The organism is Bittarella massiliensis (ex Durand et al. 2017), assembly GCF_009876955.1.
Classification (GTDB): domain Bacteria; phylum Bacillota; class Clostridia; order Oscillospirales; family Ruminococcaceae; genus Bittarella; species Bittarella massiliensis.
The window spans coordinates 139,285-159,694 of sequence record NZ_WWVY01000003.1; the positions used below are offsets into that span (position 1 = coordinate 139,285).

Annotated in this window: 22 protein-coding genes and 1 pseudogene; 16 read left to right on the forward strand and 7 right to left on the reverse strand. The window is 60.4% G+C overall.

The window, feature by feature from the left end; all coding sequences use genetic code 11:
- The first annotated feature begins 255 nt into the window (after positions 1-255).
- From GT748_RS04510 to GT748_RS04530, 5 genes are all read left to right on the forward strand, one after another.
- Entirely contained in the window at positions 256-2,355 is a 2,100-nt protein-coding gene (locus GT748_RS04510; protein WP_073261093.1) for a glutamine synthetase III family protein, read from the forward strand.
- A gap of 277 nt (positions 2,356-2,632) precedes the next feature.
- Positions 2,633-2,776: a hypothetical protein gene (locus GT748_RS04515; RefSeq protein ID WP_161213352.1), complete on the forward strand. Its 144-nt coding sequence runs from the start codon at positions 2,633-2,635 to the stop codon at positions 2,774-2,776.
- A gap of 97 nt (positions 2,777-2,873) precedes the next feature.
- Positions 2,874-3,230, forward strand: coding sequence for a DUF134 domain-containing protein (locus GT748_RS04520; RefSeq protein ID WP_021657999.1), 357 nt, complete (start codon positions 2,874-2,876; stop codon positions 3,228-3,230).
- Between the two features lie 4 nt (positions 3,231-3,234).
- Positions 3,235-4,086 (forward strand): Mrp/NBP35 family ATP-binding protein, encoded by an 852-nt coding sequence (locus GT748_RS04525; protein WP_044991721.1) that lies wholly within the window; start codon positions 3,235-3,237, stop codon positions 4,084-4,086.
- Positions 4,083-4,496, forward strand: coding sequence for a NifB/NifX family molybdenum-iron cluster-binding protein (locus tag GT748_RS04530; RefSeq protein WP_021657997.1), 414 nt, complete (start codon positions 4,083-4,085; stop codon positions 4,494-4,496). The genes GT748_RS04525 and GT748_RS04530 overlap by 4 nt, the downstream gene beginning before the upstream one ends.
- Before the next feature lie 74 nt (positions 4,497-4,570).
- Here GT748_RS04530 and GT748_RS04535 read toward each other — a convergent pair whose 3' ends face one another.
- Positions 4,571-5,257: a phosphoribosylanthranilate isomerase gene (locus tag GT748_RS04535; RefSeq protein WP_021657977.1), complete on the reverse strand. Its 687-nt coding sequence runs from the start codon at positions 5,255-5,257 to the stop codon at positions 4,571-4,573.
- Between the two features lie 560 nt (positions 5,258-5,817).
- On the opposite strand from GT748_RS04535, the gene GT748_RS04540 reads away from it, so the two are divergent.
- From GT748_RS04540 to GT748_RS04550, 3 genes are read left to right on the forward strand one after another with little or no spacing between them, the layout of a single operon-like run.
- Entirely contained in the window at positions 5,818-6,261 is a 444-nt protein-coding gene (locus GT748_RS04540; RefSeq protein ID WP_021657975.1) for an NfeD family protein, read from the forward strand.
- Positions 6,262-6,282: 21 nt separating this feature from the next.
- Positions 6,283-7,188, forward strand: coding sequence for an SPFH domain-containing protein (locus tag GT748_RS04545; protein ID WP_021657974.1), 906 nt, complete (start codon positions 6,283-6,285; stop codon positions 7,186-7,188).
- Positions 7,185-7,856, forward strand: coding sequence for an N-acetylneuraminate synthase family protein (locus GT748_RS04550; protein WP_021657973.1), 672 nt, complete (start codon positions 7,185-7,187; stop codon positions 7,854-7,856). The genes GT748_RS04545 and GT748_RS04550 overlap by 4 nt, the downstream gene beginning before the upstream one ends.
- A 1,227-nt stretch (positions 7,857-9,083) precedes the next feature.
- Here the strand turns inward: GT748_RS04550 and GT748_RS04555 are convergent.
- Positions 9,084-10,103: a LacI family DNA-binding transcriptional regulator gene (locus tag GT748_RS04555; RefSeq protein WP_021657969.1), complete on the reverse strand. Its 1,020-nt coding sequence runs from the start codon at positions 10,101-10,103 to the stop codon at positions 9,084-9,086.
- A gap of 366 nt (positions 10,104-10,469) precedes the next feature.
- On the opposite strand from GT748_RS04555, the gene udp reads away from it, so the two are divergent.
- The gene (gene udp, locus GT748_RS04560) at positions 10,470-11,252 is read left to right on the forward strand and encodes a uridine phosphorylase (RefSeq protein WP_021657967.1); all 783 of its coding nucleotides are present in this window, start codon (positions 10,470-10,472) and stop codon (positions 11,250-11,252) included.
- A 52-nt stretch (positions 11,253-11,304) separates the two neighbouring features.
- Here udp and GT748_RS15430 read toward each other — a convergent pair.
- From GT748_RS15430 to GT748_RS04580, 4 genes and pseudogenes are all read right to left on the reverse strand, one after another.
- Positions 11,305-11,792: pseudogene (locus GT748_RS15430) on the reverse strand (methylated DNA-protein cysteine methyltransferase).
- Between the two features lie 161 nt (positions 11,793-11,953).
- Positions 11,954-13,342: an MATE family efflux transporter gene (locus GT748_RS04570; protein ID WP_021657965.1), complete on the reverse strand. Its 1,389-nt coding sequence runs from the start codon at positions 13,340-13,342 to the stop codon at positions 11,954-11,956.
- Between the two features lie 392 nt (positions 13,343-13,734).
- Positions 13,735-14,349, reverse strand: coding sequence for a hypothetical protein (locus GT748_RS04575; protein ID WP_143161603.1), 615 nt, complete (start codon positions 14,347-14,349; stop codon positions 13,735-13,737).
- A gap of 119 nt (positions 14,350-14,468) precedes the next feature.
- Complete coding sequence (locus tag GT748_RS04580) at positions 14,469-14,897, reverse strand: DUF1893 domain-containing protein (protein ID WP_052537564.1); 429 nt, start codon at positions 14,895-14,897, stop codon at positions 14,469-14,471.
- 204 nt (positions 14,898-15,101) lie between these two features.
- Between GT748_RS04580 and GT748_RS04585 the strand changes: the two genes are divergently transcribed.
- On the forward strand, positions 15,102-16,373 hold the full coding sequence (locus tag GT748_RS04585; protein ID WP_021657960.1) for an L-cysteine desulfidase family protein: 1,272 nt from the start codon (positions 15,102-15,104) through the stop codon (positions 16,371-16,373).
- 81 nt (positions 16,374-16,454) lie between these two features.
- On the opposite strand, the gene GT748_RS04590 is transcribed toward GT748_RS04585, so the two are convergent.
- Complete coding sequence (locus GT748_RS04590; RefSeq protein WP_021657959.1) at positions 16,455-16,673, reverse strand: helix-turn-helix domain-containing protein; 219 nt, start codon at positions 16,671-16,673, stop codon at positions 16,455-16,457.
- A 378-nt stretch (positions 16,674-17,051) separates the two neighbouring features.
- On the opposite strand from GT748_RS04590, the gene GT748_RS04595 reads away from it, so the two are divergent.
- The 6 genes from GT748_RS04595 to GT748_RS04620 all read left to right on the forward strand — a co-directional run bounded on the left by GT748_RS04595 (position 17,052) and on the right by GT748_RS04620 (position 20,400).
- A complete protein-coding gene (locus tag GT748_RS04595) occupies positions 17,052-17,741 on the forward strand; it encodes a hypothetical protein (protein WP_143161602.1) in 690 nt (229 codons plus the stop codon).
- A 22-nt stretch (positions 17,742-17,763) separates the two neighbouring features.
- Positions 17,764-18,465 (forward strand): hypothetical protein, encoded by a 702-nt coding sequence (locus GT748_RS04600; RefSeq protein ID WP_143161601.1) that lies wholly within the window; start codon positions 17,764-17,766, stop codon positions 18,463-18,465.
- A gap of 70 nt (positions 18,466-18,535) precedes the next feature.
- On the forward strand, positions 18,536-19,150 hold the full coding sequence (locus GT748_RS04605; protein ID WP_021657957.1) for a hypothetical protein: 615 nt from the start codon (positions 18,536-18,538) through the stop codon (positions 19,148-19,150).
- Positions 19,151-19,307: 157 nt separating this feature from the next.
- On the forward strand, positions 19,308-19,511 hold the full coding sequence (locus GT748_RS04610) for a helix-turn-helix transcriptional regulator (RefSeq protein ID WP_021657956.1): 204 nt from the start codon (positions 19,308-19,310) through the stop codon (positions 19,509-19,511).
- On the forward strand, positions 19,508-19,966 hold the full coding sequence (locus GT748_RS04615) for a hypothetical protein (RefSeq protein WP_021657955.1): 459 nt from the start codon (positions 19,508-19,510) through the stop codon (positions 19,964-19,966). The genes GT748_RS04610 and GT748_RS04615 overlap by 4 nt, the downstream gene beginning before the upstream one ends.
- A complete protein-coding gene (locus tag GT748_RS04620; RefSeq protein ID WP_021657954.1) occupies positions 19,963-20,400 on the forward strand; it encodes a hypothetical protein in 438 nt (145 codons plus the stop codon). The genes GT748_RS04615 and GT748_RS04620 overlap by 4 nt, the downstream gene beginning before the upstream one ends.
- Positions 20,401-20,410: the final 10 nt, after the last annotated feature.

Consider the following 20,410-nt stretch of genomic DNA (forward strand, 5'->3'; position numbering starts at 1 on the left):
TTGACAACCGCCCCGGCCAGGGGTATACTGGCCGGCATAGAGAAACAGCAAAGGCGCTGCAGGCCCCGACGGGCCGGCAGCGCTTTTTTTGTCTGGGTCTCGAAAAAGCAGGCGCCGGGGCGGGGCCTCTCGCCCTGCCCGGCCGACCTGGGACAGCACCCCACTGCCCGCCGCTGCCCCCGTTCGAGGTGCGCGGTGGCAGGCAAAAAGAGAAAGCAGGGCGGAAAGCACCGCCCAGACGAGGAGGGATCGACTGTGAACACTGTGAGAGAGGTTTTTGGCAGCATGGTCTTTGGTGACGAGGTGATGCGGGAGCGGCTCCCCCGGGAGACCTATCTGGCCCTGCGGCGCACCATTCGTGAGGGGCGCAGCCTGGGGCGTGAAAACCAGGCGCTGGCCGACGTGGTGGCCAGCGCCATGAAGGACTGGGCCGTCGAGAAGGGGGCCACCCACTACACCCACTGGTTTCAGCCCATGACCGGCATCACCGCCGAAAAGCACGAGAGCTTTCTCGCCCCCACCGGGGAGGGGGCGGCCATCCTGGAGTTCTCAGGTAAGGAGCTGATCCGGGGAGAGCCCGACGCCTCCAGCTTCCCCTCTGGGGGGCTGCGGGCCACCTTTGAAGCCCGCGGCTACACCGCTTGGGACCCCACCTCCTACGCCTTTATCAAGGACGACACCCTCTGCATCCCCACGGCCTTCTGCTCTTACGGGGGGGAGGCGCTGGACAAAAAGACCCCCCTGCTGCGCTCGATGGAGGCCCTCAGCTGCCAGGCGGTGCGGGTGTTGCGGCTCTTCGGCGACCAGACCACCCAGCGGGTGAGCACCTCGGTCGGGGTGGAGCAGGAGTACTTTCTGGTAGACGAGCGGCTCTACGACCGGCGGCCCGACCTCAAGTACACCGGCCGCACCCTCTTTGGCGCCAAGGCCCCCAAGGGGCAGGAGCTGGACGACCACTACTTCGGCGCCCTCAAGGCCCGGGTCAAGGGCTTTATGGAGGAGCTGAACACCGAGCTCTGGAAGCTGGGGGTCTACGCCAAGACCGAGCACAACGAGGTGGCCCCCTCCCAGCACGAGCTGGCGCCGATCTACACCACCGCCAACATTGCCGCCGACCACAACCAGCTGACCATGGAGACCATGAAGAAGGTGGCCCGCCGCCACGGCTTTGTCTGCCTGCTGCACGAAAAGCCCTATGCCGGGGTCAACGGCTCGGGCAAGCACAACAACTGGTCCCTCCGCACCGACGGCGGGCAAAACCTGTTGGACCCCGGCGACACCCCGCGGGAAAACGCCCAGTTTCTCCTCTTTCTCTGCGCGGTCATCAAGGGGGTGGACGACTATCAGGACCTGCTGCGGGCCTCGGTGGCCACGGCGGGCAACGACCACCGGCTTGGCGCCAGCGAGGCGCCGCCGTCCATCCTCTCCATCTTCCTGGGCGACGAGCTCACCGCCGTGCTGCAGGCCATTGAAAGGGGGGAGCGCTACGACGGGGGCGGCCGGGGCGAACTGAAGGTGGGGGTGCACGTGCTGCCCAGGATCCCCCTGGACAACACCGACCGCAACCGCACCTCCCCCTTTGCCTTCACCGGCAACAAGTTTGAATTTCGCATGCCCGGCAGCGCCCTCTCCATCTCGGGGCCCAACACCATCTTAAACGCCATCGTCACCGAGAGCCTCGCCCAGTTCGCCGACGAGCTGGAGGGGGCCGAAGACTTTGACCAGGCCTTGGCCGAGCTGTTGGCGCGCACCGTCAAGGAGCACCGGCGGATCCTCTTCTCGGGCAACGGCTACAGCGACGACTGGGTGGAGGAGGCCCAGCGCAGGGGGCTGGCCAACCTGCCCTCAGCGGCCGACGCCATCCCCTGCTTTTTGCGGGAGAAAAACATCTCCCTGCTAGCCAAACACAAAATTTACAGCGAGGTGGAGCTGCGCTCCCGGGTGGATATCCTGTTGGAAAACTACGCCAAGGTGCTCTCCATCGAGGCCCAGACCATGTTGGAGATGGCCCGGCGGGATATCCTCCCCGCCGTCAGCCGCTACACCGGCCAGCTCTGCGCCGCAGTGAACGCCAAGCGCGCCGTCTCCCCCGCCCTCTCCTGCCGCTGCGAAGAGAAGATCATCGACCGGCTGGCCGCCCTCAGCGGCTGCTTTGCAGAGGTCGTCGAAACCCTAGAGGAGGCGCTGCTGGAGACCAAGAACTGCGCCGACTTGGAGGCCTGCGCCCGCCACTGCCGGGAAAAGGTCTTTCCCTCCATGCAGAAGTTGCGGGCCGTCACCGATGAGATGGAGACCCTCACCGCCGCCGACTGCTGGCCCTACCCCTCCTACGGGCAGCTGCTCTTCTCCGAGTAGCGCGCCCCTTCCCGCCTCTTCTGTTCCGGCGCTCTGCCCCACTTCCCTCCACGGGCGGCGAGCGGCGTCCACCCCATTCCAGCTGCCCCCGCCTTTCCCGACAGCTAGCAGCCAAGCACCCCGACAGGGCGGAGCTCCCCTCCCCCTCGCCGGGGTGTTTTTTGCCCTTTTTCCCCGGCAGGGGCGCCGAACAGTGGCAATTGTGCTATACTGAGGGAGAATTCAAACCGCCGTCGGGCCTCTGCTGCCCGCCGCGCCGCGAAAGGAGTGCTTTGCCGTGTATCCGACCTTGCTCACCCTCTCCCCCCTTACCGGGGACACCACCACTACCCCCACTGGGCTCTACATCGCCCTGGGGGCGGCGGCCGTCCTCCTCATCGCCCTGGGGGTCTTTGCCGTCCTGCGCCGCCGGGACAAATAGCCCTTGACGCCCCCTTTGGGGTGCGGTATAATACTGCCGTATTGTGCATTTGCACAAAATAAATGTTTCAATCATTTTGCCGAAAGGGGGAGCTGCTGTGGCGCGCATCAAGAAGTGCAGAGAGGTCTGCTTCGTTCCCCGGTGCAGCCAGTTCTCCCCGCCCCATCCCCGGGGGAGCGTCCGCCTCAGCGTCGAGGAGTTGGAGGCGCTCCGCCTGTCGGATCTGGAGGGGCTCGACCAGCAGCTCGCCGCCGCACAGATGGGCGTCTCCCGCGGCACCTATCAGCGCATCCTCACCGCCGCCAGGCGGCAGGTGGCCGAGGCAGTGGTGGGAGGAAAGGCCCTGCTCATCGGCGGTGGCAGCTACCGGCTGCGCTGCCGGGCGCTGGAGGGCCAGCCCCACCCCTGTTGCCAGCTGTGCGGCAAAACGGCAAAAGAAGATGGAGAGGAATGATTTGATGGCAGAGCAATGCACCCACGACTGCAGCAGCTGTTCCCAGTCCTGCTCCTCGAGAGAGCAGGCGGGTCCCGCCAGCTTTTTGGAGAAGCCCCACGAGCTGTCCTCGGTCAAACACGTAGTGGCGGTGGCCAGCGGCAAGGGGGGCGTGGGCAAGTCCTTCGTCACCTCGATGCTGGCCGTCGGCCTGGCCCGGCGCGGCTACAAGACCGCCGTGCTGGACGCCGACATCACCGGCCCCTCAATCCCCAAACTCTTTGGCATCCACGAGCAGGCCCAGTCCGACGGGCTGGGCATCTACCCCGCCCTCACCGGCCAGGGCACCCAGGTGATCTCCATCAACATGATGCTGGACACCGAGACCACGCCGGTCATCTGGCGGGGGCCGGTCATCGCCGGGGTGGTCAAACAGTTCTGGACCGACGTCATCTGGCGGGACGTGGACTTTCTCTTTGTGGACATGCCTCCGGGCACCGGCGACGTGCCCCTGACGGTCTTTCAGTCCCTGCCGGTGGACGGCTGTCTGGTGGTCTCCACCCCCCAGGACCTGGTGTCGATGATCGTCTCCAAGGCGGTGAACATGACGTCCGCCATGCACATCCCGGTGCTGGGCCTGCTGGAGAACATGAGCTACCTGGCCTGCCCCGACTGCGGCAAGCAGATCGAGTTGTTCGGCCACAGCAAGGCCGAAGCAGTGGCGAACCAGTTCTCCCTGCCCTTCCTGGGCCGGCTACCCATCGACCCGGCGGTGGCCGCCCTCTGCGACGAGGGCCGCATCGAAGAGGTGCAGCTCCCGGCGCTGGACATCGCCTGCGACGCCGTCGAGGTCCTGATGGGAGGCGAGGAGAAGTGATCATCGCCATCCCCACCCTGGACGGACAGGTCTCCCACCACTTCGGCAAGACCCGCGACTTCACCCTCTTCACCGTCGAAGAGGGGAAGGTCGTCTCCACCCGGCAGATCCAAAACCTCATTCACAGCCACGACCTGCTGGGCGACCTGCTCAAGGAAAACGGGGTCGAGCTGGTCCTCTGCGGCGGTATGGGCCAGGGGGCCCAGAACAAGCTGACGGCCGAGGGCATCGCCTTTATCGGCGGCTGCGAGGGCCCCGTTGAGGCGGTCGTACAGCGCTACCTCGACGGGCAGCTGCAGTTCGCCCCCCTCCCCTCCTGCGGCTGCGGCGGCCACCACGAAAAAGACGGCCACCACCACGACAGCTGCCAGGGCGAAATGGGCGGCTGCCAGGGCGGTTGCCACCACTAGGTTTTTTCTGCACACAGTCAAAAAACTCCCCGTGCCTTTGGCACGGGGAGTTTTTATTTGCTGTATCGGGAAAACTAGATGCCCAGCTCCTTGGCGGCAGCCTGCGCATTCTCGCAGAAGGCGCGCACCTTGTCGATGTCCTTCTTGCCGATATGGCTCTTCTCGCAGTTGGTCTTGGTCAGGGAGTCGACCCCCCAGGGCTTGACGGCGCGAACGGCGTCGGCCACGTTGTCGGGCCCCAGGCCGCCGGCGATGATGACCGGGCAGGAGGCCTGCTCGACAATGGCCCTGTCCCAAGCCCAGTCGTGGGTGATGCCGGCGGCGCCGGTGCCGATGACCCCGGGCACCACCGAGTCGAGGATCAGCATGTCGCAGAACTTGCTGAAGGCGACCGCCCGCTCAATGGCCTCGGGCCCGCTCATGGGAACGGCCTGCATGATCTTCAGCCAGGGGTATTTGGCCTTCCAGGCAGCCACCTGCTCGGGGGTGGCGTCGTCCTCGGCGCCGGAGACATGCAGCACGTCGGGGTGCAGCTTCTCGATGATCTCGATCTGCTCCTCCGGGGTGTCGTCGATGGTCAGGGCCACCTTGACGGCCCGGTCGCCCACGGCGTCAAAGATGGCCTTGCACTTGGCCATGGCCTCGTCTTTGCTCATGCCGGAATTCTTGGCGGTGGGGTTGACACCGATGTGGTCGGCACCGGCCTCGACACAGGCCAGGGCCTCTTCAGGGGTCTGCATGGAATAAATTTGGGTGATCATGGGGCGTTCCTCCTTCAACTCTCGAACGGATGGCGGTTCTCACTTGTTGCCTCTATTGTACCACCGGGCAAACGGCCTTTGCAATCCGCTTTCTGCCGAAATTGGAGGGCGCAAAGGGGCAAAAAAGGCCGGTCATATCGCCAGTTTCTCCATCTTGCCGGGCAAATCGCGGCCTTTTGAGAAAACTGCCAAAAGAGGGGCCGTTTTCCCCCACAAAATAGACCGGCTGCGCTGCTTGCCCCCTCCTTTTGGGGGATTCGGCCAATTTGTGGGGGCAAAATCGTTTTTCCGGCCAAACTGTGGTATAATAATCGCAACGCGGTCATTGTGCCAAGAGGGCCGGGCAGAGGGCGCAACCCCTGTTTGCCCCCGCCCCGCGGCCAAATCTCCCGCGCGCTCTGCGCCCGGGAAAGCACGACCGCAAACGGCCGGGGCGCCGCGGCGGCGGGCAGCTTTTGTCCGCCCCACTCCCCGCCCCCGACGGCCGATCTCACCCGCCCCGCCGGGGTCCTTTTGGCCGCGGGCGCCGCCCGTCACCTTGCAAAGGAGGTTCTCTGCTTATGATCTACGCTGTGGGATGGCTGGTCGCCATCGCCGTCTTCGCCATTGCCGAGGCGGCGACCGTGGCCCTGGTGTCCATCTGGTTTGCCGCCGGCGGGGTGGCCGGCCTCATCACCTCTCTGTTCACCGAGTCCCTGTGGGTGCAGCTGCTGGTCTTTTTCGTGGTCAGTGGGCTGCTGCTGGCCGCCACCCGCCCCCTGTGCAAAAAGTTCTTGAGCGGCCGGGCCCAGCGGACCAACGCCGACATGGTCATCGGCAAAGAGGGGACCATCACCCAGGCCGTGGACAACCTGGCCCCCAGCGGGCGGGTCTTTGTCTGCGGGCAGAGCTGGGCCGCCCGCAGCGAGGGGGGCGAGACCATCCCCCAAGGCGCGGTGGTGCAAATCTGCCGCATTGAAGGGGTCCGGCTGTTTGTCCGCCCCGCCGACGGGGGATCCCGCTAACCAAAACGAGGAGGAGTCACAATGCAATACGTCCTGCTGGGGCTTGTCGCCCTGATCCTGATCATCCTGGTCGCCAACATCCGGGTGGTGCCCCAGGCCAACGCCTATGTCGTCGAGCGCATCGGCGCCTACCGGGAGACCTGGGCCACCGGCCTGCACTTCAAGATCCCCTTTGTGGACCGGGTCGCCAAGAGGGTCTCCCTGAAAGAGAAGGTGGTGGACTTTGCCCCCCAGGCGGTCATCACCAAGGACAACGTCACCATGCAGATCGACACGGTGGTCTTCTTTCAGGTCACCGACCCCAAGCTGTTCACCTACGGTGTCGACAACCCCATGGCCGCCATCGAGTTTTTGACCGCCACCACCCTGCGCAACATCATCGGCGACCTGGAACTGGACAACACCCTCACCTCCCGCGACGTCATCAACACCCGCATCACCACCATCCTCGACGAGGCCACCGACAAGTGGGGCATCAAGGTCAACCGGGTGGAGGTCAAGAACATCGTGCCCCCGGCCGAGATCCAGGATGCCATGGAGAAACAGATGAAGGCCGAGCGCCAGCGCCGCGAGTCCATCCTGCGGGCCGAGGGCGAGAAGCGCAGCCAGATCCTGGTGGCCGAGGGCGAGAAGGAGTCGGCCATCCTGCGGGCCGAGGCAGTCAAGGAGCAGAAGATCCACGAGGCCGAGGGCGAGGCCGAAGCCATCCTGATGGTGCAGCGGGCCTATGCGGACAGTCTGCGCCTGCTCAACGACGCCAATCCCGGCGACAAGGTCATTGCCCTCAAGAGTCTGGAGGCCTTTGAAAAGGTGGCCGACGGGCGGGCCACCAAGATCATCATCCCCTCCGAGATCCAGTCCATGGCCGGGCTGGCCGCCTCCCTGAAAGAGCTGGTCATCGACGGCGGGGAGCAGCAGGCCCAATGAGCCGCTGCATCCTGCTGGCCGACGCCACCCGCGGCTGCCGCAGCGAGGAGGACGCCCACTTCTTCATCCGCGCCGCCGCCGAGGCGGGGGTCAACGGCCTGCTCCTCCCCTTTGCCGTCGCCGGGCCCCACTATACCCAGTTAAAAGAGGAGGCAAACGCCCTGGGCATCCTCCTGCTGGTCCTCCCCGAGAAAGCCGAGCACGCCCAGCGCCTGGCAGAGCTGGGCATGCCCCTCTGGCAGTTGGGGAGGGCCACCCTGGACGACACCCCGCTGCTGAAGGCCGCGGGCGCCAGCGGGGCCCCCGTACTCCTCTGCGCCGAGGACGCCCCCACCGACCTGCTCCGCCAGGCCCTGGTCGCCCTGCACGGCGCCGGCAGTGGCCTGGTCACCCTGCTGCACGGCGCGCCCGCCTTTCCCGCCCCGCCGGAAGAGGCCAACCTGCGGGCGATGATCGTCCTCAAGGGCCGGTTTCAAGAGGGGGTCGGCTACTACGACGGCACCGGCTACGACGTGGTGCCGGTGATGGCCGCCGCCATGCGGGCCGACGTGGTGGAGTTCCCCCTGGACCGCCAGTCCGCCCAGGGGATGCGCGACCCCGACCAACTGGCTGCCGCCGTCTACACCCTCCGCCTGGCCGAACAGGCCCTGGGCAGCGGGGAGCGGTGATCCCTCCAAAAGAGAGAAAGAGCTGTTTGAACCAGTCAAACAGCTCTTTTTTTGCGCCCTGCCATCCCTCCGCCTCCCGGCAGCCAGCTCCCGCGACCACTTCTGTCGGGGTTGGGGGCGGTGCAGAAGCGGGCTATTTCCGCCCAACCCCCCCCCCTTCGCCCCAACCAAAAGCACCGGCCTCCCATAGGAGGAGAGATTGCACCGTCTCCCCCAAAGTCTCAAGGGGGGTGGCGCACTCACCGTCGGCAAAACGCCCGCTCTCCAGCAGGGACCCCAGGCCGCTACTCCCGTCGCCAGCGCCAGCTTGTCAGATAGGGCACAGCTGTACCGCGCCCCATCCTGCCGCAGTCCTCCATCCGGCAGGATAAAGCGCCGGCAAAGCGGGTCGGCGGCGCTCCCCCGGGCAGGGCAGGGCCGGGAAAGAGGACAGCCCCTCGTTCCGCGGCGGAATGCCGGACACCTCCCCCTCCCCTTGGTGCGGGGAAATCACGGAGCAGAAGAAGCACAGCAGGGTATTTGCCGCCCCCCCCCCCCGCTCGACGGAGCTGTCCTCCCGGTCCATCTGTCGCACCGCCTCTCCGTCCCGGAAGACCAACAGCTTGTTTAAAGCCGGGCGCCAGCCGTCCAGAAAGGGCCCTCCCACACGCATTCGCCATCGTCCCCCTCTTTTAGCCCCCTACCAATGGTCTTTGCCGGTGTAGGTCTGGGGAGGAGGAGGCCCCTCCCCCTCCCACAGGGCCTGGGCCAACTGTTTCCACTTTCCCTCCCATGGCAGTTCCAGCGGGACCCCCACAACTCTCATCAAAATAGAAACGCATCCGCTCCATCGGCTCCCGGCCGGTCAACCTCTCGCTGATTTAGTTAAAGTAAAAAAGCTCTAACAGACCTTCCAGTGTGGGCAGATACTCCCGGGGGAAGAGGTAGGGGGAGTCGCAGAAGGTGTGCCTACGCCGTATCCTCTGCGCCTCCATACGCCCGGCAGCCCGCAGGCGGCCTGACTTTGCACCAGTTTCCTCGTCTGGTCGGGGGTAAGCGTCAGCCCCTGGGGCGCGGTTGTCCGGTCACAGGCAAGAACCTCTGCTCTTCCCTCCTCCCTCACGGCCTGCCCCGACCGCAAAACCAACTGCCGAGTCGCCGCACCCCCTCCTCAGAAGCAAGTCCTAAATGCAAAAAAGACGACCACCCAAAGGCGGTCGTCTTTCTCTTTCGGCAGCTCCGCCGCCGCTATTTCCTGTTTAGGTCCTTGACCGAGCCCTGCTCGATGAGCCGGGTGCGCATCACCATCTTCTGCCCCAGGTAGCTCTTCTCCGAGGCGATCTTCTCTAAAAGCATCTCGGCGGCCTTCTCCCCCATCTCGTAGGTGGGACGGGCCACATAGGTGATTTTGGGGGTGGTGTAGTGCACCAGATCGTTTTCGTCAAAGCCCAGCAGGGAGATGTCCTCGCCGATGGCCACCTTGGCCTCGTGCAGCACCTCGATGCAGCCCTTGCAGATGAGGTTGTTGCTGCAGAGGATGGCGGTGACCCCCGCACCGGCGCTGTTTCTCTCCAATATCTTCTGGGTGGCGCGGCGGCCGTCGGCCACGAACCAGTCGCCCACGTAGACGTTGTCCTCGTCGATGGGGATGCCGTGCTCCTCCATACAGCTGCGAAAGCCCTGCAGCCGCCCCAAGCCGGTGGTGAACTCCAGCGGGCCGGAGATGTAGGCGATTTTGCGGTGCCCCTTTTTGATCAGGTAGTCGCAGGCGCGGTGCATCCCGCCCATGTTGTCGATGACCACCTCGTCAAAGTCGTCGGCCCCCAGGCCCCTGTCCACCAGCACCACCGGCTTGCGCCCGCCCAGGTAGATGCGCCCGTCGGTGCAGGTGATGGCGATGATCCCGTCCACCAGGGGGCTGACCACCGAGCGGATGAGCCGCTCCTCGTCGGCCACCTTGTCGTCGGTGGAGAAGACGCAGATGTTGTATCCCCGGGTCTTGCAGACCTTGTCGACCCCGTAGACGATGGAGGCGTTAAAGGGGTTTTGGATCTCGGGGATGATGACGCCGATCATGTTGGTCTTACGCTTGACAACCGACACCGCCGCGGCGTTTTGCACATAGTCGTACTCGTCGATGATCTGCTGTACCCGCTGCCGCGTTTCGGGGCTCACCCGGTCCTTTCCGTTGAGCACCCGAGAGACGGTGGACACTGCCACCCCCGCCTTCTGCGCGATGTCCTTGATGGTAATCTGTTTGGTCTCCACTCTTCACTCCACCTTTACGGGGCCAGCGCCCCTCACATTCCGCCGGCAGCCGACCCCAGGGGCCCGACAGACAATATCAAAACGTTTCGCCGCCACGAGCGCAAGCGTTTTCCATCTCTTTATAATATACTGTTGACCACGAAGATTTGTCAATTCTTTCGCACAAATATTGTATTTTTGCCCTTTCGCAGCCTGTATTTTTAGCGGATTGCCCTTGTCCCCCTTTCTTTTGCCTTGACTTTTTATCTAAAAAGGGCCGCGCTTCTTGGCGCATTTTCCGAATTGTGTAAACGCTTCCAACGGGTGTATAATGAAGATGTATTTCCACAAACCCGCGTTTGATTCAAATAGAAAGGTGTGTTGTGCATGCTCAGCAAAATGATCGTCGGCGACGACGGGAGGACCTACCACATCAAACTCAACGAGGAGGACGTCAAGGGCACGCAGTTTGCCATCCTGCCCGGCGATCCGGGCCGGGTGCCCAAAATCGCCGCCTTTTTGGACAACCCGCGCAAGCTGGGCGAGAACCGGGAGTACGTCTCCTACGAGGGCTTTTTGGACGGCGTAAAGGTCATCGTCTGCTCCACCGGCATCGGCGGCCCCTCCGCCGCCATCTGCATCGAGGAGCTGCACCTGTTGGGGGTGCAGAACTTCATCCGCATCGGCACCTGCGGCGGCATCGACCTCGACGTCATGGGCGGCGACGTGGTGGTGGTCACCGGCGCCATCCGCGCCGAGGGCACCTCGAAAGAGTACCTGCCCATCGAGTTCCCGGCCGTGGCCGACCTGGACATCGCCTACGCCCTGCGGGAAGGCGCCAAAAAGCTGGGCTACCGGGTGCACACCGGGGTGGTGCAGTGCAAGGACTCTTTCTACGGCCAGCACTCCCCCGACAGGATGCCCATCTCCTATGAGCTGCTCAACCGCTGGGAGGCATGGAAGCGGGCCGGCACCCTGGGCAGTGAGATGGAGTCCGCCGCCCTCTTCACCGTCTGCCAGTCCCTGGGCTGTAAGGCGGGCGCGGTGATGCACGTCGTCCAAAACCAGGAGCGGGCCGCCCTGGGGATGGAAAACCCTTACGACCACGACACCGAAAAGGCCATCAAGGCCACCATCGAGGGCATCCGCTACCTGATTGCCCACCAGTAACGAAAAAGAAGAGGGCCGGTCGCAGGTCGACCGGCCCTCTTTTTCTATCCCCCTATCCCCTCTCATCCAGGGGAAAGAGGGCCTGCTCATAGTCCTTTACAAAGGAGCGCAGATCGGTGCGCCCCCGCCGCAAGACGGTGTGCCCCTCCCCCTCGAGGCGGGCGCACTGCGCCTCAACGCCGCCGGGATCCTTGGGGTCGAGCTCGCCCCCGGCCTTGAGGGGGCGCCAGTAGGGGGTCTCGTCCCCCTGGCGCTGAAAGCTGGTCCAGGCGACGATGGAGACAAAGATGCCCGCCGTGATGGGGTCGGTGAAGTCGGCCCCATTCTGGGCGGCAAAGTGCTCCCGTATGCCCCCACCGCGATCACCCTGCCGAAGGGGACCCGCCGTATCACCCAGTCGCAGTCGATGGGCGGGGCGAAGTGCATCCTCTCCTCGCCGTATTTGGCCACCGTTTTGGGGTCGGTGACGATTTGGGTCTTGGGCGTCCCCGCGGCCCTGTGCAGCATTGCGTTAAAGTCCTTTTTCCCTTCATTTTCCATCTCGTGTTCTCCCTTGCACCCCCAGCACAGCGCATCCCTCCTCCCCTCTGCAATGAGGCGGTTTGAAAATATCCCCTCTTTTTTCGACACGGCAAAAAGGGGGCGGGCAGCCGCAGCTGCCCGCCTCCTTTTGCCATTCTTTTTTTGCGGAGAAGATCCGTTTACTCCTGCGCCTGCAGGTCCTTTTCGTCCCGGGTGACCTGCTTGATCCACTTGTCGCCCCGGGTGCGGAGGTAGCCGTAAACGCCCTTGACGGCGTAGTCGCACTTGAGGATGACGAAGACCACCAGGGGGGAGAGCTTGAACCAGAAGGCCCCCGCAAAGGCGATGGGCATGGTGACCCCCCACATGATGATGGTGGTGTAGATGAGGATGTTGGTGGCGTCGCCGCTGCCCACCTGCAGCCCGGTGACATAGAGGGACTCGTAGGCAAAGGCGATCATGAAGATGGCATTGATGACGATCATCTTGTCGGCCATGGCATAGGTCTCGGGGGCGATGTTATAGAGGGAGAGGACAAAGTTCTTGATGACCAGCAGCAGGGCGGTGGTGAACAGGCCCACCCCCATGGCCAGCACGTTGAAGGTCTTTTTCTGCAGCTTGGCCCGCTGGATGTCGCCCGAGCCGATGGTCTTGCCGATGATGACCGAAGAGGCGCCCGAGAGCCCGGCAAAGAAGACCGAGCCGATGCGGTGGAGCACCTCGGCCACCGTGTTGGCGGCGATGGTGGTGGTGCCCAGGCGGCCGAAGATGACCGAGTAGGCGGACATACCGATGGTGAAGATCATCTCGCTGAGGAGGGAGGGGGCGGCGTAGGTCATAAAGTCCTTGAAGAGCAGCTTGTCGCGCTTGACAAAGTCGCTCAGCTTCATCCGCACCTTCTTGTTGAGGCAGAGCATGTGCACCAGCACACAGGCAAATTCGATCCCGCGGGCCAGCAGGGTGCCGATGGCCACGCCGGTGATCCCCATCTCCGGCAGGCCGAACTTGCCGAAGATGAAGCCGTAGTTGAGGAGGATGTTGACCCCGTAGGAGAGCAGGTTGATCAGCAGCGGGGTGCGGGCGTTCTCGGTCGCCCGGATGGAGAGCATATAGCAGTTGCTGACGGCGAACATGGGATAGGTCAGCGCCACGATGCGCAGGTAGTCGATACCCGCGTCAATGACCGCCTTGTCGGTGGAGAAAACGCCCATGATGGGGGCCGGGAAGGCGATGACCAGGATGGCCGTCAGCAGGGAGATGAGCACCGAGCAGCGGATGCCGATGGCGATGACCCGGCGGATGGCCTTGGTGTCCCCCTTGCCCCAGTACTGGGCAATGAGGATGGCCCCGCCCAGCGTCAGTCCGCGGAAGATGCCCGAGACGATGTTGAAGGGCTGGTCGGCAATGGCCGAGGCGGACATGGGGATCTCCCCCAGGGCGCCCAGCATGATGCTGTTGAGGGTGGTCACGCTGTACATCAGCGCCGACTGCAGCGCCAGGGGGATGGCCAGGGACAACACCGAGCCGTAAAAGCCCTGGTCCCGTTCGATCGCGATTTTTCTACTCAAATTTCTCTCCCTCTCCTATCTCTTCAAAAACTGCCCTTCCCGCCGCCGTGCGGCAAACGGGCAAAAAAAGGGCGCCGGCCCCCATTGGGAAGCGCGCGCAGGGCCCTGCCCTCGGGCCGACATTTGTAGTGTACCATATCGGTGAACATTTTCCAACGCCCGCGGCCACTCTGTTAAAAGTTTGTACACATTAGTAAAAAAACCGAAAAAATACTGTCACCCTCTCATAAAAATCACCATCTGCTCAAAAAAATCATTGTGCAAATTCACTTTCTTGCAGCAGCGCGTCAACACAGCAGCGCAAAGAAGTGGGCTTTTCGGAACACCGGGAAAAAGGGCAACAAAAAAACGGCCCTGCGGCCGTCTGAAATCTTCTGTTCGGGAGGGGCCCGTTACAGGGCATGGGCCGCCGAATAGCTGCGCAGCATGCCGGTGTAGACCGGGGCGTAGAGAAGGCCCTTCAAATCGGTCGGGCGCATCAGGCTGAAATCTTTGTGAAAGCGCATGGTGCCGCTGTTTTCGAGGACATAGGCCACAAACTGAGAACAGACGAACCGGCGCTTGCACTGCTTGGCCCAGCCGATGGACATAAAAAACAGCCCGGGATAGTTGTATTTAAAGACCGACTGGTGGCGCAAAAAGAGGTCGATGATCCCCTGCGCGCGGCGGTACTGCTCCTCGCTCACCTCCAGTTGGTAGACGATGCAGCGGGTGCCGGGCAACTCCCGGTAGACGCCGCCGTCCTTCTGCTCACAGACAAAGCCGGCCTCCCAGGGGCGCTCCTTGATGCTGTTGCGGCCAAAGGAGTAGAGGCGGTCCAAGCTGGCGTCCATGGCGATGGAGACGTGGGTGTACTCCCCCCGGGTGACCATCTTCAGCACCTTGGAAAAGCGGGTGCCGGTGTGGGTGAACACCAAATAGATATGGCGTCTGCCCGCCGGCGCTTGGCCGGACGGCAGGGTCGGGCGGGCAGGATAGGCGACGGCCGGAACGAGATCGACAGACATGGGCATCCCTCTCATACGTTTTAAAATTGCAGCTTGCTCTAAAATACCAGAAACCGCCCCCCTCTGGCAAGGGGAAAAATGGGTTTTTCACACAAATTTCAGAGACCCTGCGCCACCTCCTACCCCCGCAGCGCGGCCAACCGGCGGCGGATGGCCGCCAGCGCCTCCTCGGGGGTGTGGCAGTCCATCACCGAGTTTTCGATGGGGCACTGGCCGGTTTTGTCCCGGTTTTCGATGAAGGGGACTTCGGTCTCGCAGTCCAGCCGCATCCCCAGCTCGGCGGCCAGGTCCAGGGCGGGGCGGCTGGCCACAAAGGCGTAGCAGTCCCTCGCGCCGCAGAGATAGGCCACAAAGACCGCCGCCTTGCCAAAGACCCGGTCGCAGATGCAGAGGCCGCCCTCGCCGCCCAGCTTGGCCTCGTAGAGGTCCAGTAGGGGGGCGATCCCGTTTTTGTGGGAGGAGAAGAGCACCCCTTCCCCCTTCCCGGCCACGCACTTGTAGCCGCGGTCGATCATCTCCTGTTTGAGTGTCTGTAATATGGTATTCATCCTGCCGCCCGCCTTTCTTTCAACTTTCTTGCGATCGGTGTAAACCGGCCGTATCATTTTATTGTAATACAACCGCTCCCCCCTTTCAACCGGCAGTTTTACCCGCGCAAAAGGGGGATAGTCTCCCGCTGAAAAAAGGAGTATAATGGAGACAAAGACAAGCCGCCGGCCCCGCCGGCGCGCGAATAGAGGGGGACGCCGATCGTGAACCGCAACATCTACGAGCAGTACATCGCCATTTTAGAGGGGGAACTGGTACCCGCCCTGGGCTGCACCGAGCCCATTGCCATCGCCCTGGCCGCCGCCAAGGCCCGCCAGGTGCTGGGGGAGGAGCCCCAGAAGATGGTGGTCTCCTGCAGCGGCAACATCATCAAAAATGTCAAGGGGGTGGTGGTCCCCAACTCCGGCGGCCTCAAGGGGATCGACACCAGCGCCGTGCTGGGCGCGGTGGGGGGCGACCCCGAGCGGGGGCTGGAGGTGCTGACCGCCGTCACCCCCGCCGACCTGCAGCGGGCCAGAGAGCTGCTGGACGCCGGCATCTGCGAGACCGAGCTGCTGGAGGGGGTCTCCAACCTGCAGATCATCGTCGAGGTCACCGCGGGGGAGCACACCTCGGTGGTGGAGATCTGCTATTCCCACACCAACATCGTCCGGGTCGAGCGCGACGGCGAGGTGCTGGTGGGCGGCGCCGACACCCCGGTGGAAGACCACCTGAGCGAGGCCTATGAGCTGTTGGACCTGGCCGACATCTACATCTTTGCCGAGACGGTGGACCTGGACGACGTGCGCAAGGTGATCTCCCGCCAGATCGAATACAACTACGCCATCGCCAAAGAGGGGCTCTCCCACCCCTACGGCGCCCAGGTGGGGCGCACCCTGCTCAGCGAGTACGGCGACGACGTCAAGATCCGGGCCCGCGCCTGGGCCGCCGCCGGCAGCGACGCGCGGATGAGCGGCTGCGCCCTGCCGGTGGTCACCAACTCCGGCAGCGGCAACCAGGGGATGACCGTCTGCCTGCCGGTGCTGGCCTATGCCCAGGAGCTGGGCGTCAGCGAGGAAAAGGCCTACCGGGCCCTGGTCCTCTCCAACCTGATCGCCATCTACCAGAAAAAGGGGCTGGGCAAACTCAGCGCCTACTGCGGGGCGGTCTCTGCCGCGGCCGCCTCCGGGGCCGCCATCACCTACCTCTGCGGCGGCGATTTCGAGGCCATCTGCCGCACGGTGGTCAACACCCTGGCCGACGTGTCGGGGGTGGTCTGCGACGGGGCCAAGCCCTCCTGTGCGGCCAAGATCGCCTCGGCGGTGGACGCGGCCATCCTCAGCCACTGCATGTCCCTGCAAAACCGCACCTTTGGCGCCGGAGAGGGGCTGGTGATGAGCACCCCGGAGGAGACGGTGCAGGCCATCGGCCGGATGGGCCGGGTGGGGATGAAATCCACCGACGTGGAGATCCTCAACATCATGATCGGCAAATAGGGGGATCCTCCCCCACCGTGTAAAAGAGCGGCGCGCCCCTGCGTGGGGACGCGCCGCTCTCTCGCTGTCAAAATCCGCTCTTCAGGGGGTTTTCTCCTTTCGCGGCCTCCCCTTGGGGCGAAGCACCTCTCCGGCCGCCAGCCGCGCCTGCTTGCGGTTGTACCGGGTCACCCACCAGCGGATCTGGTCCAGGTCCAGGCCGAAAAAGTCAGCGATCTCCTGCCGGGTCATCCCCTCCTTGCGCATGGCGATGATCTCGGGCTCGATCGCCTCTAAATTGGCGTTCTTTCTCTTTCTCATCGGCTCTCCCCCCGTTTGGTTCTATTTTCCTATATTGGGGAGGGCTTGTCCATTGGCTGTTTGGACGATATTATCTTTTTTAACTCTACAAACTTTACAAGAGCTAGTCTCCTATAAGTTATTTGTCATTTAAAAAATACTAGTTAACATCTTAATAATAAATTTTTGTATTCGCGATAAATCAAAAAATTTATTTTGGAAATATTATACAAAACCAAGTTTTTTATATGTCAATATATCTAATATTTTTTAAATACGTTTACATTATTTTTTTATATGATATACTAATAATAGTAAATTATAAGGAGTGGGTGATACCAATGCATTAGCAGCGTATCTGAAAAAAGTTTAGATGAACTTCTAAAGGAGTTGCTAATGATGTTAAAAAAATTTTTATGTTTATTATGTGCCACTTCCTTAATATTTGGGCCTTGCTTGTCTGTTTCTGCTGAAGTTAATACTGACTTTGCCAATACTCTTACCTATCAGGAAATTCAAGACACACTTTCAGAATCTGAACAAGTTGGAGAAGATAAAGTAATTCTACTTGATGGCGAAGAAATGGTTATTAGACAGTTCGTTTCTGACAAAATTGTTGATACTAATAGTTCTCGCAACTCTGACCAAATACGCGAGCGTGCAATGCTGTTATCAATAGCTCCTAAAAGCTCGACTGGAAATTCGGAAGAGCACTATTATTATTCTTCAAGTGTGTGGGTTCGACTTTTTATTAGATATAATTTTTCTACACTTAGTTCTGGTAACCAAGCTGGTGGACTAATATTCGTTAGTTGTGAGTATAAAATAGAGGAAGTCGGCGTATCTGTATGGAATAAAAGTCTAACTTTTGGGCAGATAGGGCCAGGGTTAGATGGCTATCCCGTTCAGAAAAGGTCAACTGTAGCTGTAACAGGCTCATCCTACAACACAAATTCCTGTGCTTCTTGGCCCCAAGTCGTTTTCACCTCATCGAGCGTTTTGGGAGAAACCTTCTCTTTCCGAGTTGGACGAGGTTCTGATTATGCCGACTATTCAAGCCAACTTAATGTCGACCCTCTAAATCCTTAGGTACATAAGGAGAGATAGTATTATGAAAAAAAATCTTTTTTCCATTATTTTAATGGCGGCTTTTGTCTTTGCCAATACTTTAACTGTTTTTGCTGAAAACCACGAATCCTATGAGTTAAATCCATTGACATATGACGAAATAGCCTCTTCTCTGTCTCAAGCTACTAAAGTAGAAGAGCAGAGTGTGACTCTTGATGGGGAAGAAATGCTAATCGAACGATTTGTCAGTGACAAACCAGCAGAGATACAACCTTATACATCCAGTGGCATTGAAAATAGAGAGCAGACAGTTTTAATTGGGGTAACACCGCGGGATTCTGGTGTAAAAGATAATTCGGATTGGTTCTATAATTCTGCTGTATGGGCACAAGTTAAAATTAGCTATAATGTTTCAACAGACAGCAGAGGAAATGAAGCATATAGACTTGTTTCCGTAAAATGTGAATATAGGATCGACAAATCAGGATACTCTGTCTGGAATAAGTATTTACAGGTTACCCACCGGGGGGTTGGCATAGATGGAGGCCCCATAGTCGATAAAACCTCTAATATAACAGTTACTGGTACGTCCTATACTTATACTTCGTGTTCATCATGGCCAGCTATTGTTAAGGCAGGTCCTACGTATTTGTCTGGTGCTCGTTTTAACTTTAGAGTTGGAACTTCAAGCGGCTATCAGGATTGCGAAATAAACCTTAGGATTATTGGGAATATTGAGTTCTAACGACATATTGGGATACTGCTATTCTGATTCGTTATTGTTTGCCCGCTTATCGTTCCATGGAGGATGATAAATGAATCAATTTTCTCGTTTCCCGTTTATTGCTCTCATCCTATCTTTGAGCTTTCTGTTCATTCCTATAACCCGCCAGGAGAGAGAAATGGGTGAAATCCTTGTGTTTGAAAATGGGAAGCTATCTGCCACAGGTCAACTGACATCATCTACAAGCACAATTTCCATCCCGGTTTCGGTGTCCAACAAGGAAAAATCAACAAATGATACTTTTGAAAACGGCACTGTCATGGCAGAAGTTAAAATAGGATATCAGGAAGATACTGATTCTAAAGGAAAGTTTTACACTCTTCTTTTCGCAAATTGCTCCTGCTCTCTGCACGGTAAACAGATTTTTTTATGGAACAAAGAACTGACTGTTGTTCAACGAGGCATTGATTCTGTAACAGGAGAACGAGTTGAAAAATATGCACAGGTGACAGCTCGCAGTGGAAAAAACCCAACTCTTACTTGTGATTTTTGGCCAACTATTGTTGGTGGGCGCGATGCTGAATTATCTGGTGCACGCTTTTCTTTTCGAGTAGGCTATCCCGGTGGTGAGTATAAGGATTACACTGTAGAAGTTCGTTGTCAAGGAAATTCTCTCTTCTTTCAAAAGGATTTTCCCAAAAGCTGATACAGTTGTAGAAGTATGTAAAATGGCCCATGTCACACAAAATGATATGGGCCATTTTTCTGTATAAAGAAGCATAAAATAATTTTCTTTTAGTAAAATATATTTGACTTTATGTCCGGTAAGTTATATATTGGTGGCAGAGAAAAGAGGTGAGCAGATGGGGAAAAACGTGAAGCTCAAGGCGGCACGCGCCATGCTGGGGCTGTCGCAAAAAGACCTGGCGGAAAAGGTGGGGGTCACCCGGCAGACCATCGTCGCCATTGAAAAGGGGGACTACAACCCCACCATCAACCTCTGCCGCGCCATCTGCCGGGCGCTGGGGCAGACATTGGACCAACTGTTTTGGGAGGAAGGACAATGAGCAAAATGTTTCTCTGTGAAGGGCAGTACGACGAGCGGCAGCTGCGGGAGCGGGACCGCATCGGCATGCAGACGCTGATCGCCGTCTTTCTCGCCGTGCTGGCCGACGGCCTGGTGCGGGAGGCGGGCCTTGACTGGACCAGCCCCCAGCACTCCGCCTTTTTGATCGTGGTGGGGGGCCAGTCCCTCTTCGACTGTCTCTGCGCCCTGCGCCAGGTGCTGCCCAGGCACCCCGGCTACCACCGCATATTCTACTACGTCATCCCTGTCTTTGTGCTGGTGGCGCTGGTCTATTTCACCTGCGACGCCATCTGGGGCAACTTCACCCTCACCGAAAACGGCCGGCTCGACGGCGGCGCCACCCTGTTGATGGTCCTGTTTTTGGGGGTGCAGGCCCTGATTTACCGCATCCAGTGGAAGCGGGCCCAGGCCGAAGAAGAGGGGGGAGAGCAGTGAACCAGCGGGAGTACGACGAGTACCAGCTGCAACAGCGGCAAAAAATCGCCATGCAGACCCTCCTCTTGACCCTCGTTCTCATCCTGGCCGACGGCATCGTCCGCACCGGCTGGGGCGAGTGGGCCGAACCGATGATGGAGGCCCTCCTCCTCATCGTGCTGCCGGCCCTCTACTTCCTCACCCTGGCCATCTGCAAAAACGCCTATTTCGGGCGCAGCGGCAGTTGGCTCTCCTGGGTCTATCTGGCTCTCGGCGCCCTTTTTGGGGGAGAGTTCCTCTTCTCCTGGGCCGCCGGGCGGGTCGCCTTTGTCGAGGACGGCCTCCTCTCCATCTCGATCCAGCCACTGGTGATGGGGGTCTTCTTCTTCTACATCGCCGGGCTCAGTCTCATCCGGCGGGGGATGGAGCGGCGGCGGGAACAGGGGGAGGAGTGAGCGCCCCTCT